At 55.0% G+C, this 16,812-nt stretch carries 8 protein-coding genes and 1 tRNA gene; 3 read left to right on the top strand and 6 right to left on the bottom strand.

Annotated features, from left to right (window positions below; genetic code table 11):
* The first annotated feature begins 662 nt into the window (after positions 1–662).
* Positions 663–1,511 carry an aldo/keto reductase gene (locus tag HMPREF2554_RS04860; RefSeq protein WP_004005070.1) on the top strand — a complete coding sequence of 283 codons (849 nt, stop codon included), beginning with the start codon at positions 663–665 and terminating at the stop codon, positions 1,509–1,511.
* A 205-nt stretch (positions 1,512–1,716) separates the two neighbouring features.
* Here the strand turns inward: HMPREF2554_RS04860 and HMPREF2554_RS04855 are convergent.
* The 3 genes from HMPREF2554_RS04855 to HMPREF2554_RS04845 all read right to left on the bottom strand — a co-directional run bounded on the left by HMPREF2554_RS04855 (position 1,717) and on the right by HMPREF2554_RS04845 (position 6,535).
* A tRNA-Met gene (locus HMPREF2554_RS04855) sits at positions 1,717–1,790 on the bottom strand.
* Between the two features lie 215 nt (positions 1,791–2,005).
* Positions 2,006–5,188 (bottom strand): UPF0182 family membrane protein, encoded by a 3,183-nt coding sequence (locus HMPREF2554_RS04850; protein ID WP_013397441.1) that lies wholly within the window; start codon positions 5,186–5,188, stop codon positions 2,006–2,008.
* A 153-nt stretch (positions 5,189–5,341) separates the two neighbouring features.
* Positions 5,342–6,535, bottom strand: coding sequence for a YlbL family protein (locus tag HMPREF2554_RS04845; protein ID WP_070554254.1), 1,194 nt, complete (start codon positions 6,533–6,535; stop codon positions 5,342–5,344).
* Between the two features lie 214 nt (positions 6,536–6,749).
* Between HMPREF2554_RS04845 and HMPREF2554_RS04840 the strand changes: the two genes are divergently transcribed.
* The gene (locus tag HMPREF2554_RS04840) at positions 6,750–8,192 is read left to right on the top strand and encodes a zinc-dependent metalloprotease (protein WP_070554252.1); all 1,443 of its coding nucleotides are present in this window, start codon (positions 6,750–6,752) and stop codon (positions 8,190–8,192) included.
* 149 nt (positions 8,193–8,341) lie between these two features.
* On the opposite strand, the gene HMPREF2554_RS04835 is transcribed toward HMPREF2554_RS04840, so the two are convergent.
* On the bottom strand, positions 8,342–8,932 hold the full coding sequence (locus HMPREF2554_RS04835; protein ID WP_070524484.1) for a M48 metallopeptidase family protein: 591 nt from the start codon (positions 8,930–8,932) through the stop codon (positions 8,342–8,344).
* Positions 8,933–9,002: 70 nt separating this feature from the next.
* Positions 9,003–10,949, bottom strand: a complete 1,947-nt coding sequence (locus HMPREF2554_RS04830; RefSeq protein ID WP_070554250.1) for an ATP-dependent helicase — start codon at positions 10,947–10,949, stop codon at positions 9,003–9,005.
* A 229-nt stretch (positions 10,950–11,178) separates the two neighbouring features.
* On the opposite strand from HMPREF2554_RS04830, the gene HMPREF2554_RS04825 reads away from it, so the two are divergent.
* On the top strand, positions 11,179–12,174 hold the full coding sequence (locus HMPREF2554_RS04825) for a macrolide 2'-phosphotransferase (protein WP_070554248.1): 996 nt from the start codon (positions 11,179–11,181) through the stop codon (positions 12,172–12,174).
* A 132-nt stretch (positions 12,175–12,306) separates the two neighbouring features.
* On the opposite strand, the gene HMPREF2554_RS04820 is transcribed toward HMPREF2554_RS04825, so the two are convergent.
* Positions 12,307–16,641 carry an ATP-dependent DNA helicase gene (locus HMPREF2554_RS04820; protein ID WP_246826007.1) on the bottom strand — a complete coding sequence of 1,445 codons (4,335 nt, stop codon included), beginning with the start codon at positions 16,639–16,641 and terminating at the stop codon, positions 12,307–12,309.
* Positions 16,642–16,812 lie beyond the last annotated feature (171 nt).

The following is a 16,812-nucleotide window of genomic DNA, read 5'->3' as shown; positions in this document are numbered from 1 at the left end:
TGAACACATCCTCAAAAAGTGGCTGGGTGAATAAAATACGGAAACACGATTCGCCCGTACACACTCCTACTGGCTTATGTATTTCAGGTTTCCAGCGGCGGAACCCCAGAGTAAGCCCTGAGTGAGAGTGGCGAGAATTTATCGCTTAGTAGCTACTCTACGATGATTCAAAATATTTAGCGATTCACCCGCGACATATATAACCATTTATTAATAAATAACCTCGGCATGTTTACCTTATGCGATTAAAGAAAGCAGAGTATCAGCTTTACCTTTAAACAGCATCCGCCTACGTTCTGTTCTTGTATAAAGAAAAGTTCTAGGGTTCATGCAGCCCCCCCCTGTTGCTACAGGGCGTTCTAAAGCGACGAAATACCAGGTAAGCCCGCGACTACATGAAATGGAAATAGGGTAGAAAGGCTTTGCACTAACCCCAAACTTAGATATGGACAAGTATGCCTTTTATCTCAGCGCTGTATCCGGTTTCGGAAATGTAAGCTATCTCATTCTGTGGAGGTATTGCTTTAGAGTCTACTCGAAGGCTTAGAGTGACACTACAGATAGCGCTTCACAGCTGTCGCAACTTGCTAGCAGGAGGTTTGTAACGGTAAGGATTAACCAGCTGTGATGCCATCCATATTTCAACTACCTGAGGAGGATACATGCAGTACGTAACTCTCAATAATGGCGTGAAGATGCCTCAGCTTGGGCTCGGCGTTTTATACATTGATGATCTCACCGAATGCGAGCGCGTTGTGTCCGAGGCATTGGAGGTAGGGTATCGTCTGATTGATACGGCTGCTGGTTACCAAAATGAGCAAGCTGTCGGGGCAGCTATCGAGGCAAGTGGTCTTGATCGTGAGGATATCTTCGTAACCTCTAAGCTGTGGGTGCCAGATTACTCTTATGAGGGCGCCAAGCGAGGGTTTGAGGAGTCGCGCCGGAGGCTAGGAGTAGATTATCTCGACCTGTATCTTATCCATCTACCTTTGAATAACTATTTCGGCGCATGGCGGGCATTAGAAGAGCTCTATCAGGCAGGTCACGCGCGTGCAATTGGTGTGAGCAATTTTGATTCGGTGCGTATAGCCGATATTTCACACTTCAGCGAGGTCACCCCGGCCGTTAATCAGATTGAGATTAACCCGTTCCACCAGCGTGTTGATGAAATCTCCTATATGAAGGGGAAAGGTATCCAGCCGGAAGCATGGGCTCCCTTTGCCGAAGGCGCGAACGATATTTTCAGTAACCCGATACTTTTAGAAATTGGAGAAAAATACGGTAAGTCTCCTGCCCAAATAATTCTACGGTGGCAGATGCAGGAAGGGGTTGTTGCTATTCCGAAAAGTGTGCGACGGGAACGTATGGAGCAAAACTTTGACATCTTCGATTTTGCGTTGACCGTCGAAGACATGGCTTCAGTTAAAACGTTAAATACCGATCAGTCATTAATCTTTGATCCTCGTAAGGTTGAGCATGTAGAAGGGTTACTCACGCGCTTTAATTTATAGTCCGCTGGAGCCTATGCGAGGCTATGAACTTATATGAGTATCTCGCAATACCCCATGATTTACTTTGGTTGTGAAGGCTCAGAAATCAGCGTTTGGTTCGCGGATTTTCCTGGCAGCTACAGATATAACTAGGCACAGCACATTGAATCAGCAATACAAAAATAAAAACTCCCGAAATCATAATTATGACTTCGGGAGTATTCCGTTGCGGGGGCAGGATTTGAACCTGCGACCTCCGGGTTATGAGCCCGGCGAGCTACCGAACTGCTCCACCCCGCGGCGACTCATACAACTATACATACCGCTCTGCAACATCTCAACTTGAAGCTATCTGCTGAGATAAACACCACAGAAAAACCCAAAACTGGATGTCTGAACGCCCCTTATTGCTCTCATAGACAGCCCGAATCAATAATTTAAGATGACGAAACGGGGCGCCACCCGAATGTGATGGCACCCCGCTATGACCGTCAGACCGCAAGCACTACTACATCTTATTTAGAGGTAGCTTCCCCAGAAGGACTCTGCGATGCTGAGGATGAACCGCTCGGCTGCTGCTCACTTCCCTGCTGATCGCCGCCCTGTTTCTGATCCTGCTGTTGTTTATTTTCGGCTTCAATAGCCTTCTGCAAAGAATCGTTCAGACGCTTCTGGGCCTCACCATATGCTGCCCAATCGCCCTTCTTGAGAGCGGCATCCGAATCCTGCATAGCCTTGGATGCATCCGCCAGATGCTGTTTCAGGCTAGCGGACTGGTCTGAGCCAGAGGCTCCAGAAGAGCTGGACGAAGATCCAGAGGTCTTCTCCCCATTGCCTTCAGTGCCGGCTCCTGACGGTCCCGACTGAGCATCTATCTTGGCACCGGAAGAACCGTTGAAGACCTGGTTGAGGGCTTCCTCCAGTGTGGGGGCAAACCCGACCTTGTCACCGAAGCTGACTAGCACTCGCTGCAAACGCGGATACCGTGCGTCGCCGCTAGACTGCACGTAGACCGGCTGAACATACAGGATGCCGCCCGCCACCGGCAGAGTAAGCATATTGCCGTTAATGACCTCGGAGGACCCGCGCCGCAGGAGGTTCAGCTGGTTCGAGACCTCAGCATCAGAGTTGAAGATATTCTGCGCCTGGCCAGGTCCCGGAACCACCGATGAACGCGGCAGTTCGAGCAGTCGCAGCTTACCGTAATCCGCGCTGCGTTCGCCGTCCTTGCCGGTACCGGCGTCACCATTTGCAGCGAGGAATCCGTACATCACGTTACGCGAGTTTGAATCACTCTGCTGAGGAATAAAGGTCGACGTCAGCGAGAAATGAGCCTTCCTATCCCCAGGCATCTGGAGCGAGAGGTAATAAGGCGGAATCTGGCGACCGCTATCATTCGTAGGGTCGTTTGGAATCGACCAGACGTCATCGCCCGCGTAGAGGCTGTTCGAGTTCGTCACATGATACTTATTCAGCATCGAGCGCTGAATAGTAAACATATCCGAGGGGTAGCGCACATGGTTAAGAAGCTCGGCGCTCATCTCTTTATAGCTCTTCACGGTTCCGGGGAATACGCCCTGCCATGCCTTCAAAATAGGATCATTTTCATCCCATGCATAAAGGGTGACCGAACCGTCGTAGGCATCCACGGTGGCTTTCACCGAGTTGCGAATGTAGTTCATCGAATTCGTGCGCGGATTCTGATTATTCTCCTGGCTTACACCCTGCGCATATGGGAACTGGTTTGTGGTCGTATAAGCATCCACAATCCACTGCACCCGGTTATTGATAATAGCGGGGTACGCTTTGGAATCCACCTTCAAATACGGCGCAGCCTTCTGAACGCGATCTACCGGGTTACGTTCGTACAGGATCTGCGAACCATCACGAACCGCATCCGAAAGCAAAATATCGGATGACTGGAACTTAATCGCATAAGAGAGACGGTTCAGCGTGGAATCCAACCGGGGACCGCCGTTGCCGTTGAATGTGTATTTTGCATCCGAAGAATTCGTTTCATCGGCGGACTGCGGACGGTCGAGTTCCAGCTGATCACCGCTGCCGCCCACAATGGAATACTGCGGAGAGCTCATACCGAAGTAAATACGAGGCTCATAGTTTTCAGAAATAACGCCATTCGCCTTGATACCGGACTGCATGAACTTGGGGTTACCCGCACCGTCAACCTGGTTACCGTAAGCTGCAATCACGCCGTACCCGTGAGTGTACACCACGTGGCGGTTATACCAGGAATCATCCGAAGTCTGGGAAGGATTCAGCTCACGGGCGGCAATCACCGTGTCCTGAGTCTTATTGTCTACGGAATAACGGTCCACCGAGAGATTCGAGTCGAACCGATAGTATGGACGGAACTGCTGCATCTGCGCGAATGCTGAGCTTACCACGTTCGGGTCCAAAAGACGGATGTTCGCAATAGTCTCACTAGAGTTCCCCAAAGCGCCTTGACGAGTATCGATCGTGGCGTCATAGGGAGTAGTCTCTACCTTATCGAGACCGTAGGCGTACCGTGTGGCGTCGATATTGCGTTGGATAAACTGCGACTGTGCAGCCTGTTCATTCGGCACAACTTGGAAACGCTGTACGATCCAGGGGTACAGCCCGCCAGCGACGAGAGCTACAACCACCAGCATCGCGGTTCCCACTAGAGGCAAACGCCAACGATGCGCGGAAGCCGTAGCCAAGAACAACACAGCCACCAGAACTGCGGAAATCGCCAAAATAGAACGTACGGGAATAATAGCGTTCGTATCGGTGTACATAGCACCGGCCCAGCGCCCCGACTGCTGCTGAACTGCGGTGTACCGTTCCAGCCAGAACGCAGCACCGCGCACCAGAAGGAAGGCGCATGCCAAAACCGCAGCATGACGGCGGAACGCGGCGGAAGTTCCTACACCGCCTGGGCGAACCTTAATACCACCGTAGAAGTAGTGCATAATAGCACCGCCAATAGCGCAGAGCACGATAACAGCGGTCAAAAGATTAACCACTAGGTTCAGGAACGGAAGAGTGAAAACGAAGAATCCAACATCCAACCCAAATTCGGGGTCTTGAACGCCGAAGTCCTGACGGTTCAAGAAAAGCGCCACGGTTTGCCACTGGCTAATTCCGGCACTCCCAATAAAGAACCCTAAAGCAATTGGAAGAATCACCAAGAGAATCTTGCGGATGCGCTCCATACCCCGGCGGTACCGCGCCATACTATCGGTGAAATCACGCCCGCCAAACATGTCACGCAGAAGGTCTTCGGCTTCCGTATGCTCATGCTCGGTCGTATGGCGCTCATGCGGACCGGATTTAGAGGTCTCGTGATGCGCCTGCTCCTCGGATTTATCCGCGTTTTTGGCGTCTTTCTTCGCCTGAGAATCATCGTGGTCAGCATGTTTGATGGCATAAGACATCGAAGCCCAGAACGGCACCGCTACAACGAGTGCGGTTACCACAAAGATAGAGCTCTGAAGCAAGATTTCGGTGGTGAAGACACTGCCAAAACCAAGCTGATTGAACCATAGCCAATCCGTATACACCTGTGTGGCATATACAAACGCCATAATCAAGACTATGACCACCGCGATGGTAATACCCAAAGGACCCGGATAGCGCCGCTTTTTCTTTTTCTGGTCTGCTCCCGCGCGACGGGGAGGCTGAGGAGGTTGATGTTCGTTATCAGATGCCGTCACGGATTCCTCACTTCGTTGGTGGCTGGAACATAGTTAATAAACATTATCTCAAATGTGGCACTCTGACACAGACAGGAGCGTAGGCAAACACGCGGAGAAATACCGTATGTTTGCCTATAACCTGATGTGCACGCCTAGATTGCCGAAAACCTTTTACCCGCAGGTGGGGAACTGATCGGGGGCGGCTCCGTTCTTAATCTTGGTGAGGGCATCCACGGCCTCATCAACGTTATCGACCGGGATTACCTGCATATCACCTGCTGGTGTTTCCCCACGATAGTATTTGAAAACATTGGGGTCGGTTCTGCGGATTTCTTGAAGATCGTCACAGTTTTCGCGCGGTGCCAAAAAGTAGTGGGCACCGTGGCGTCCGGAAGCGATAATCTTATATTTAATGCCGCCGATGGCACCGACTTTACCGCTGGCATCTATGGTGCCGGTACCGGCTACATAGCTTCGGGCTGATTCTTCGTTTCCTGCGTCTTCGGGGGCAAGCAGGCTTTGCTCGGTGAGCTTATCGATGGTACCTAGGGTGAGCATGAGACCCGCACTGGGACCGCCAACACCGTCGAGGTTGTAGGTTGCCTCAAAGGGAAGATCAAAGTCCTGTTTGAGCACAATTCCGACAAGCCAGCGCCCCGATTTATCGTCACGCCGCGGTGTGAGAGTAATATTCTTGTTCTCGCCATTCCGGCTAATTTCGAAGGTGACGGGTCGTCCTTCTGAAGCTTGCACAGTTTCGGTGACATCTTTGAGAGTATTGATCTGTTTATCCCCCACTTTGAGGATGCGGTCCCCACCCTGCACCTGCCCCTCAGCGGGTGAGCCGGAGGCGGTTTGGAGAACGCTGATCTTCTCGGTCACCGACAGTTTAAGGTAACGCGCCGCAGCAACTTTCGCCTGGGTTTGAGAATCCGCCATTTGTGCGCTGCTGACCTGGTTAGCTTGCTGGTGGGTAACGTGCGGATAAGTAATTTCGGAGGGAACCACAAGGTAACGGTTGCCGTCCGCAGCCAGCCAACTGTAGAACGCATCCGCTCCGGGGAGAATGGTGTAGGGTCCGCCGGAGACAGATACTGTGGTCATATTCAACTTCCCAGTGGTGGGATAGGTTTGCGTGCCGTTGATCTGGATAATATCTTGATCCTGGTACTGCCCGAGAATATCGAAGAGAGGTCCGGGCCCTTCTTTGCTATATGAGCTGGGCAGCACAAAAGCACCGAGCATCAGCAAACAGGTTGCGGAAGCAGTTAGAAAGCGCAGATTCAGGGGACGTCGTTCTAATAGTGGAAGAGATTCATCGCTCTGCTGATGGGATTTTCTCAAGAAAAATGCACGCTTAGCCATGCTTCTTAGAGTACCCGATATTTTTGTTGGGAACACCACATGATGAGACGGGGTACACCGCGGCGTCAGCATTGTACGCCGCCAAGGTCATAAGATGGGCTGTGCCTAGAGCGAATACCGCGAAATCACGGCAAACTCACAGGTTTACCAGGTACCCTTTACTAGACGGGTAGGGGCAGACTGTGCCCGCCCTCAATACTGAAAGGTATGTGACATGGCTGAGAACCCCACCAACGATAATTCAAATGACCGCGATCCCCTTGAGGAGTTCCTGAAAAAGATGCAGGAACAGGGTTTTGATCCTAACGCCGAGCAGAACGGCAACGGCACAGCGGATAACCCGTTTGCTTTTCTGAACGGAAATATAAACCCTGAAGATATGAACGCTATGGGTATGTCTTTTGACCCCTCTATGCTCCAGGGTATTTTTGCGCAGGTACAGTCAATGTTTACTGCTGGGGCTAGTGAAAACGGGATTAACTGGCAGGGTGTGAAAGACCAGGCTCGTCAGCTCTTAGCGACCACCGGGGAAGATCCTGCCATCACCGAGTCTTTGAGGGCGGCAACGCGCGATGCCTCTAACCTCGCCGATCTGTGGTTAGACAGCGTCACCATTTTTGAGCGTCACAATATTTCTGTTGAGGCCTGGTCCAAGGCTGAATGGCTCGATTCTTCCTTCGAATCTTGGCGTGATATGGTACAGCCCGTAGCGGCTGAGGTAACTCAGGCGATGGTGCTCCCCTCCACCGAAGATGTTCCCGAAGAGCTGGCTCAACTTTTGGGCGGCACCGGATTCTTGAACAATATTGGTTCCATGATTTTTGGGGCTCAGATGGCGCAGGCGCTGACCGAGCTTGCCGGTGAGGTATATTCTTCTACCGATATTGGATTCCCCCTCGCGCCAGGGCGCAGTGCGCTTTTGCCCGCCGGTTACACTCAGCTTGCTGAGGATATTGAGGTGCCCGCGCAGGAAATTCTGCTGTACCTGGCGGTGCGTGAGGCAGCGCTGATTCGTCTGCACCGCACAAATCCGTGGCTACGTGAAGATATTTTGGAGCTGGTAAGCCGTTATGCTCGCGGTATCCGTGTGGATATGAATCGTATTCAGGATGCCGCATCCCAGGTAGATTTGAGCAACCCCGAGGCCGTACAGGATGCATTTGACGGCGGCTTGTTCAACCCGCAGCGCACCGAAGACCAAGAACTTGCAGTTGAGCGTCTGGAAGCTCTTCTTGCCCTAGTAGAGGGCTGGGTATCGCTGGTAGCTGAGCAGGCAACCCAAAACCTGCCCACAGCCCCGCAGCTGGCGGAAACACTGGTGCGGCGTCGTATCGAAGGCGGTCCGACCGAGCGCGTGTTCGAGACTCTGGTCGGCTTGGAGATTCGCCCTCGCCTGGTGCGTGAGGCACAGAATTTCTGGCGCACCTATGAGGAGAAGCACGGATATGAGGCCCGCGATGAACTGTGGGCAGCGCCGGAGACTCTGCCGACCGCCGCTGAACTTGAAGACCCCGATGCTTATGAAGCACGCCAGGATGAGTTCAAGGTTGAGGATATTGACTTTGACACCGAGCTGCAGAAACTTCTGGACGGTGGTTTTGATGAAGGCGAGTCCGACGGCGGTGAATCTTCCACCGGCGACGAACCTAATACATAACACGCCACGCTTCGTAATCATGCATTAGACGCCGTGGGCGATTGAGGGATGCCACCGCATCTCATGCGTGATACCAGCCGATAACATGCCCTGTGGTCCCGAAGGTTTTCTGCCTTCGGGACCACATTTGTTGTAAATCATCGCGGTTCTTAGTTGATGGCTTGCGCGCGTATAAATTCCATACCCGCCAGGAATGCCCGTGCCTTATCAAGGTCGGGGAACCGAGCTTCTAGAGTGCGAAAACGAGCGTTATGGTGAAGTTCCACGAAGTGACAAAGTTCGTGGTAGACCACGGAGTCAACCACGTATTCGGGGGCTCCCTGAAGATCATCGGAAATACGGATGGTGCCCTGAGTCGGTGTGGCGGATCCCCACCGTTTACGCTGATTCGAGACCCAACGGATAGAATTGGGAAATTTCTCGGGCACGAGCTCGGACAGATGCCTTGCAGCCAGAGCACGAGCACGCTCCGTTAAGTAATCATCAGACGCAAAAATGCGGCGCCGCCGAGAAGTCTCCCGCTGTTTCCGTTGCACGCGGGGAATCAGGCTTTCCAGATATTCGCGAATTTGCGCATCCGTACTCGCCCCGGGAACCAACAGGCGAATACTTCCATCTTCCTGTGGCTGGGCACTGACGGTTCTGCGGCGGCGAGACGAACGCACCACCAGGATTTCCGGGGCGGATACGGTCGCCGGAATAACTTCGTGGTGCTGTCGGACTTTCTGTCGTGCCATCATATGTTGCCCTATCATGAGCGTTAGGTACGGTGTCTTATGATCGTAATTCTCCGCGAATGCGCAGAAGTATTTAGCCATGTCGGGCGGATTGACGGGACGGGTCAATATCATCCAGGAAGCGGGAACGACGGCGTTTTCCCCGCCCACCGGCGGTCCGTGAATCCGACCATGTGAACCACAGGTATTTGCGGGCACGTGTAATCCCCACATAAAGCAGGCGGCGTTCTTCATCGATCTCGTCGGAGGTTTGAGCGAAGGTAATGGGCATAAGTCCCTCGTTTAAACCGCAGAGGAAGACTGCATCCCATTCCAGCCCCTTTGCAGAGTGCAAAGAGGCTAGCGTGACGCCTTCCATAACGGGAGCATCCTGGGTGGCAAGACGGTGCGCAAGCGTTGCAACGATATCGTGTACGGTAAGTCGATGCGGAACCGGAGCCCCTGCGGCCTCCGCTTGAGTGATGTCTTCGATGCGGGTAGCTTCCAGATGATCAACCATTGAGACGATCGCGGCAAGAGACTCCCATTTTTGGCGTACAGCTCCAGCGGACTGGGGCGCTTTTTCGGTGTATCCCAAAGGTTCCAGCACTTCACGCACATAACGGGGAACGTTCTCGGAACCGTCCGTTGATTTTGCCGACGCTCGCAGGGCAAGCATCGCTTGCTTGACCTCGGGACGATCGAAGAATTGCTCAGCTCCGCGTAACTGATACGGAATACCGCGATCGGAGAGCGCCGCCTCCAGAAGCCTGGACTGCCCGTTAGTGCGGAAAAGTACCGCGATTTCTGATGCCGGAACGCCATCTTTTTCGAGGAGATCCTGGATTTGTTCGGCAATGCCTTCGGCTTCACGTTCGTCATCCGTATATCCGAACCATTGGCTTTCAACTCCCGGTCCGCGCTGGGAAATGAGTTTGAGCGGGGGTGCCCAGGAGAATTCGGTGGAGTCCGGGCGCGGTCGCCGTGCCGCTAGGAGTCGGTTTGCCAGTTCGACCACTTGGCTGTGCGAGCGGTAGTCTCGGGTGAGCCGTACCGTGTGTGCGCCCCGGTACCGTCGCGGAAATTCCAGGAGGTGCCGACTGGTGGCACCGGTAAACGAGTATATGGTCTGCGAGGCATCGCCCACGACGCATAAATCGTCGCGCTCCCCCAGCCAGGCGTCGAGAAGGCGCTGTTGGAGGGGCGAGACATCCTGATATTCGTCTACCACGAAATGTCGGTATTGTTCGCGGATGGTGGCAGCGAGTGCATCGTCATCTTCGATGATGCCGACGGTCAGGAGCAGAACATCCTCAAAGTCGATGAGGTTCCTTTCGTCTTTGAGATCTTCGTAGGCGCGGAAGAGCCGCACCATGTTCTGCGGGGTTATTCCGGAGGGCAGGTTGCGCTGGTGCAGGTGCGGCGTGAGGGTGTCGGGGGTGAACAGGCTGACTTTTGCCCACTCGATTTCTGCCGCAATGTCGCGTACAAGTGCCCGGTCGACGCTCATGCGCAGGCGCTGGGCAGCTTCGGTGATTAAACCGGCTTTATGTTTGACGATATCGGGGAATGAACCGCCGATAGCGCTGGGCCAAAAATACCTGAGTTGGCGCAGCGCTGCGGAGTGAAAGGTTCGGGTTTGGACTCCTACGGCACCGAGGGATCGCAGTCGAAGGCGCATTTCTTCTGCCGCGCGGGTGGTGAAGGTGAGAGCCATAACGCGTTGGGGAACGTATTTTCCGCAGGCGATTCCGTAGGCGATGCGGTGGGTGATAGCGCGGGTTTTGCCGGTTCCGGCGCCTGCGAGTACGCGCATCGCGCCGTTGAGTTCGGAGGCGACCCGGCGTTGGTCTTCGTCGAGACCCGCGAGGATGTCTTCGGGGGAAAGCTGGGGCGTAGCGTGATTTTGTTGGGGGGCTGCTGGTGGGGGTACGGGTCGTGCCGGTGCCTGTGGAGTTTGGGAGCGAGTCGGGGATGATTTTTGGGCGGGTATGCCGAAGAGAGCTTGCTGTTTGGATGCTCCGGCGCCCTGTGCTGGCATAACGCCCCTCTCCTGGTGCTCTGCGGGTGTTCACACGCTGGTTACTATTGTACCTTTACCTTAGGTGGGGTCTGTCTGCGGCGGTTAGTATAAGCATGCCCAAGGTAGGAGTTCCAGTATTCCGTGTTTATTGCTGCGTGGCCCGAGTTTTCAAGGGATCGCACGCGAAAATGTGTGCGAGGGGCGAACGTGCCGAACCTCATGAGGACTCATTTGATACCCTAAGAGGGTGACTTTAACGCCTCTTCAGCTTGCCGCCATTGTGTCAGCGGGTGTGCCGGGAATTTACCCTGTGGGCGCATCCGCCGTTCTTGACGACACCGCCGATTTTGACTCAGCTATTATTGTGGATTCGACCAATCGTCGCTGGCGTGTACGTGCTCCTCGTCGCCCCGATGCCAGCATGCGGCTTGAGGCGGAGCACCTTATTCTTCAGTCTTTTACCCCCGGTCTGCGTGCTCGCCTGCCTTTCCAGGTGCCGACTGTGGTGGGTACTGTGCCTTATCAGGACGGCAGCGTTTTCATTTACACGCATATTCCCGGTACCTCTTATGAGGTTGATGATCTTGCGGCGCAGAACGGGCATATGGCAGATGGTCAAGAGAACCTGGCCGTTTCTCTCGGTAAAATTTTGGCGACTCTGCACACGATGCCGCACGATCTGGTGTTTGAGGCGGGTCTGCCCTCGTATAATTCTGAGGAGATTCGCCGCCGCCGCAGTGTTGAGCTTGAGCGTGTGGCGCAAACCGGCAAGATTCCTGCGGATCTGTTAGCACATTGGCGTTCAGTGCTCTCCCCCGGTTCCACATGGCAGTTCCAGGCTCACGTGATCCATGGTGACATGAACTCCGATAACCTGGTGCTTGATGGCTCGAAGATTGTTGAGGTGACCGGTTGGTCTGATGTTCAGGTGGGAGATCCTGCCCAAGATTTTGCGTGGCTGTTCTCTTGTTCCGATCAGGGCTTTACTGACAGTGTATTAGATGCTTACCAGCGGCAGATGCGCCCCGAACCGGATGAGCATTTGATTCAGCGGGCGCATTTCTATGCGGAATTTGCGATTGCTCAGTGGTTGGCGCACGGTGCTGAGATCGGCGATGACGATATTGTGCAGCATGCCGTCGCCATGCTTTTGGATGTGCAGGATGGTCTGCGCGCGACCGGTGGGTTACTCGGGCAAGAAGAGGAAGAAGATATTCCACAGGTTATTGACGACGAAGACTAGAGTAGAAAACGATAGATTGAAAGGCTGAGACGGCCACCCTGTTGGGTAGCGTCTCAGCCTTTATTCTGTTTGTTGCGACTAAGAATATATTCCGGTTGCGCTATCTGCCTCTACCATGATGCATGGGCCAGGCTACCGCGGCCGCCCCGGAAGTTCTTCGCCCCATCCGGCACGGGAGATAATGCGTTCAAGCTGCTGTTCGTTCTGCAGACCACCGGCAATATCGGTGTCCCACACGGTCTGGTCAGAGCCAACATAGTAGAACGCCGCGTGCACACGTTCAGGGTCTATCCCCTGTATTTTGGCGAAGGCGAGCCGGTACAGCGCCAACTGGATGCGCTTATGCCGCATCGCGTGTGCGGAGGGTTTACGCCCGGTTTTCCAGTCCACGAGATCCCAGTGTTCCTGCTCCTGGAGGGTGCCGTCGGCGTTAGTGATCTGTTCGGTGCGGCGGAAGACCGCATCAATACGCCCGCGGATGTTCACGCCCGCCACGTGAGTTTCTACCGGATATTCGGCGCGCCATATGGTACGGGAAGCCCATTCACTCTCAAGGAATGTCGCGCGCAGTTTATCAAGGTCGAAACTGCCGTCAAGATCATCATCGCTATAAAGTTCGTCCTGTATATCGAGCATAGGTTCGTCCCCGAAGTACTCCTCAACCCAGGCGTGGAAAAGTGTACCCTGCCGCGCCGCCGCAGATGGCTGCATCGGTACCGGACGCACCAGGCGACTCAGAACCGTCTCTTTATCCTCCGACAAAGCAATGAGGGTGGATGCCGACATATGCTCGGGTTTCGCAGGAACCGCTGGGGTAACGGCGCGCTGTGCCAAGGCAAGAAGCAGATCGACCTCATGCTCCCAATCCTGAATCTGCTGAGCTTCCGCTTCGGTAGGGTTGGCAAGTTTATCGAGATCGTCAAGGCTTAACGACCCGCGTGCCACGTTAAGAGCGGCACGCTCCACCCGTGCACGCCGCTGACCGGGTACCGCAATAATGTCACGATTCTCGGTGCGTTCGGCGAGGTCTTTCTCGGATGCCCAGCGGATCACCTGAGCGCCGTCAAAGGGGTCAAAAGGCCAGTCGGCGGTCAGCACGGAGCCCTGCTGCGGGTTATCTTTCACCCACGCCGCCGGTTCCAAGAAACGGTGCACAATCTGCGGTCGAACCCCCGGCTGCTCAGGGCCACGTTTCCCTTCCGCAAGCTGCGCTAAAGGTTCGCGGGCGTAGTGGAAATTCTCGACCACATCCAGCCCGTAACGCTTTTTGAGCTGTTCCAGATTTTCATCGTATGCCCCTTTGGACTCCTGCGGATCGGGCAGGCCGGGCTCCTGCACGCCGCCCATCAGCGCCTGCTTCACCCGGTGCACCTCAGGCAGATTCAGTACCTCGGCATTTGTGATCGGGTTTCCACCGTCATGCACAAGCGCACGCGCGATCTGCTCATAGACCTCGCTTGTATAGCACTGAGAAGCCGCCGTATCTTCGGGGTCATCAGGAGCGGGAATAACCGGTACAGACGTATCATTTTCCAGACGGATACCCTGGGGAATACTGTAATTCTCAAGCCACAAGCAGCGCCCAAAAAGTACCTCAATACTGGCGTCACGATGCTCAATCGCCCACCCAGAGGTGTAAAAACCGGTGCCCAGATAGCTCGGGTAAAGCCAGGGTGCCACCTGAATACCTTCGTAAGGTTCCTCAGCATCGCCCTGCGCGAATTGCACCAGCTCGTTCCAATAGGGCTCGGGCTGATAGGGGTTTACGTTCGGGCCCACCCATCGGCAATTACTGATGTGCAGCAGCGAGCGGGCGCGGGTCATCGCCACATAAACCAGCCTCCGTCCCTCAAAGCCCACATAGTCATTCGCCATATCTTCGCCGTCTTCAAGACGCGCATTGAGCTCTTTATAGTTCTCTAGGGCGCTCACCTCTTCAGCCCGTTCCAAAGCGGACGGCAGATAGTCGCGGTCACCTCGTAGAGGCCAGGGCAGGCTTCCAGGTTCCAGGCGGTGCCAGGTGTGTGGGCGAGTGGGGTATTTATCGCACATGCGCGGCAGATACACGTGATCCCATTCCAGACCTTTCGACGCGTGCATCGTAAGGATTTGCACCGCATCTCGCCGGGGTTCTTCTTCGGCGGGGGTTAGCCCCCGCTCGTGGTTTTGGGCCTGTTCCAGCCAGGAGAGAAAACCCAGCAGATAGCTAATACCGTTGGCAGAGAGCACAAACCGCCGGGCGGTGGGGGCGTCCTCATCAACCTCGGTTCCGTCTGCGCCAGCATAGAGCATCGCGTTGATGCGCGGTGAACTCGCAGCGTAACTTGCGGCGACCTCATGAAAAGCATCCAGATGCGCGCGCGATCCGTAGGCGTCCCCGCCGGGGCGGGCGGCAAGCTCGATATCCAGGAGCATCACACGCTCAATCTCATAGAGCAGGGTGCCAATATCCTCGGTGGTGAACTGGCGCAGATACTCAACCTCGGCGGTGAAAGCGTGAAGACGGCGCAAACCTTCAACGCTCAGACGGCGCCGGGATTCGGGGTAATCCGCAGGGTAAATGGGGTTACCGGCCTCATCCGCTGTGGGAAGATGCTCGATCGCTTCAATAAGCGAACCGTATTCGGCGAGGTCTTCCACAGCGTTTTTACGGGCCCGCTCAAATTCTTCGTGGACGGCACGCAGATTGGCATCGGTATCAGTTTGAGGACTCGAAGGTACATCTCCGCTCGTCTCCTCAGAGGACTGCTCGCCAAAGGTTCGTCCCATATTTTTCTCGCGCGTGGTCGTCAGGTAATTCGACCAATCCCCCAGCGCAAGCAGATCCGCTGTGCCCAACCGCCAACGTGCGCCAGCGAGCAGACGCATCAGGGCGTCCGAACGGTTCGGGTCTGCTAAGACCCGCAGCATCGAGACCATATCAATAATTTCGGGGCGTTCCAGAAGCCCGCCCAAACCAACCACCTGCACGGGAACACCCAGGCTCTCGCAAGCCTGGCGAATGGGTTCCATCTGCGCCCGGGTACGGGTGAGCACCGCCATCGTGGGCATCTGTTCCGGAGTATCGGCGTAGCGGGCGCGTTCTTGCACGATACGTTCGGCAATGCCCTGTGCTTCCTCGGTCTCAGACCCGTAGCGTGCCAACTGCACTGAACCGAGCATAGCGCGGTAACCTGATTCATCGGGATTGAGGATCACCGAGCGAGGCCGCAGATCGGGCACGTGAGGCGGAGCAGGGGCACGCACCCAATCGGGAATATTCTTGAGTTTAGCGGCGATCAGGTTTGCGGCATCCAAAATAGCGACGTCATTACGCCACGCAACTGTCAAATAAAGAGGCGTTTCATCGCGTGTTGGGAAGTATTGATAAAAACTAAACAACTGACCGTCGGAGGCACCGCGGAACCCATAAATAGACTGTTTCGGGTCCCCCACCGCCATGACCGGATGCTCAGGCTGACCGGGACGCCCATCATGCCCGTCGCGAGCGCCATATAAATCAGCGAAGAGCCGTAGCTGAGCGTGCGATGTATCCTGAAATTCGTCAAGAAGCACAACCTTATAGCGTTCCCGCTCCAGCTGTGCGGCGGCTGGCACCTCACGGGCGATCCGCGCCGCCAACGCGATCAAGTCGCCGTAATCGAGCACCTGCATACGCGCTTTCACTCGCGCATACCGCTGCACAAGCTGCGCCAAAATAACTTTGGTTTTCAGCCTCTCTATGACCTTTTTTGCGTTGGCACTGGGACCGGGCGAACTGAGTGATTCGTACGCCGCCAGGTGTGCGGAACAAAATTCGATAACCTGCTGCGGGCTTACCAGATGTTCGGCGCACTCCCCCGACAGCTGCAAAAGGCTCTGCACGATCGTACTTTTTGAGGCGACTCCCGAGGCTGAGCTGGCGGCGGGTAGGTCGCCGTCCCAGTACTGCACGATCTGCGCGGCGAGCTGCCAGGCTTGAGCATCGCCAAGCATTTGTGCATCCTGCTCAACACCCAGGCGCAGACCGTATTCTTTGACGAGATTATTCGCGTATGAGTGGTACGTAGAGACGGTGGGCTCGGAAGAGCCTGCAAGAAGTTCTTCTTCGCTCAGATCAATCAGATTCCGTTCGCGCAGAATATTTAGGCGAGTGCGCATGCGATCGCGCAGCTCTCCTGCGGCCTTGCGGGTAAAGGTAACGCCCAGAACTTCATCGGCGCGCACGATTTTATTGGCCACAAGCCACACCACACGATCGACCATCGTCGCGGTCTTTCCCGAGCCCGCGCCAGCGATCACCAGACGCGGTTCAAGCGGCGACTCAATAATGCGAACCTGTTCGTCGGTGGGCGGATTCAGCCCCAGCGCGTGCGCGATCTCGCAGGCGCTAAGTCGAGCAGGTTGGTGTGCTGTTCCCCCGGAGACTCCGGATGCGCCACGGTCGCCGTCATGTTTGGGCGGCTGATCCGGTTCAGAGGTAGTCATACGGTACGTATCCATTCCTGACGGGGTGATAGTGTCAGCTGTATCAGATGTGAGACAGCCACAGGATGCAGTTTACCACCGACGCAGTTCAGAACAGAGGCCGCACGTCACCTCCAGGAACCACTAGTGTCCTGTGAGAGCCTGTCGTTTCTGCCGGGGTTGTCGCTCGGT

The organism is Rothia sp. HMSC071F11, from assembly GCF_001809115.1.
In the GTDB taxonomy this organism is placed as follows: domain Bacteria; phylum Actinomycetota; class Actinomycetes; order Actinomycetales; family Micrococcaceae; genus Rothia; species Rothia dentocariosa.
Note: the sequence above shows the minus strand (reverse complement) of the source record. Positions and strands in the feature narration are given on the sequence as shown.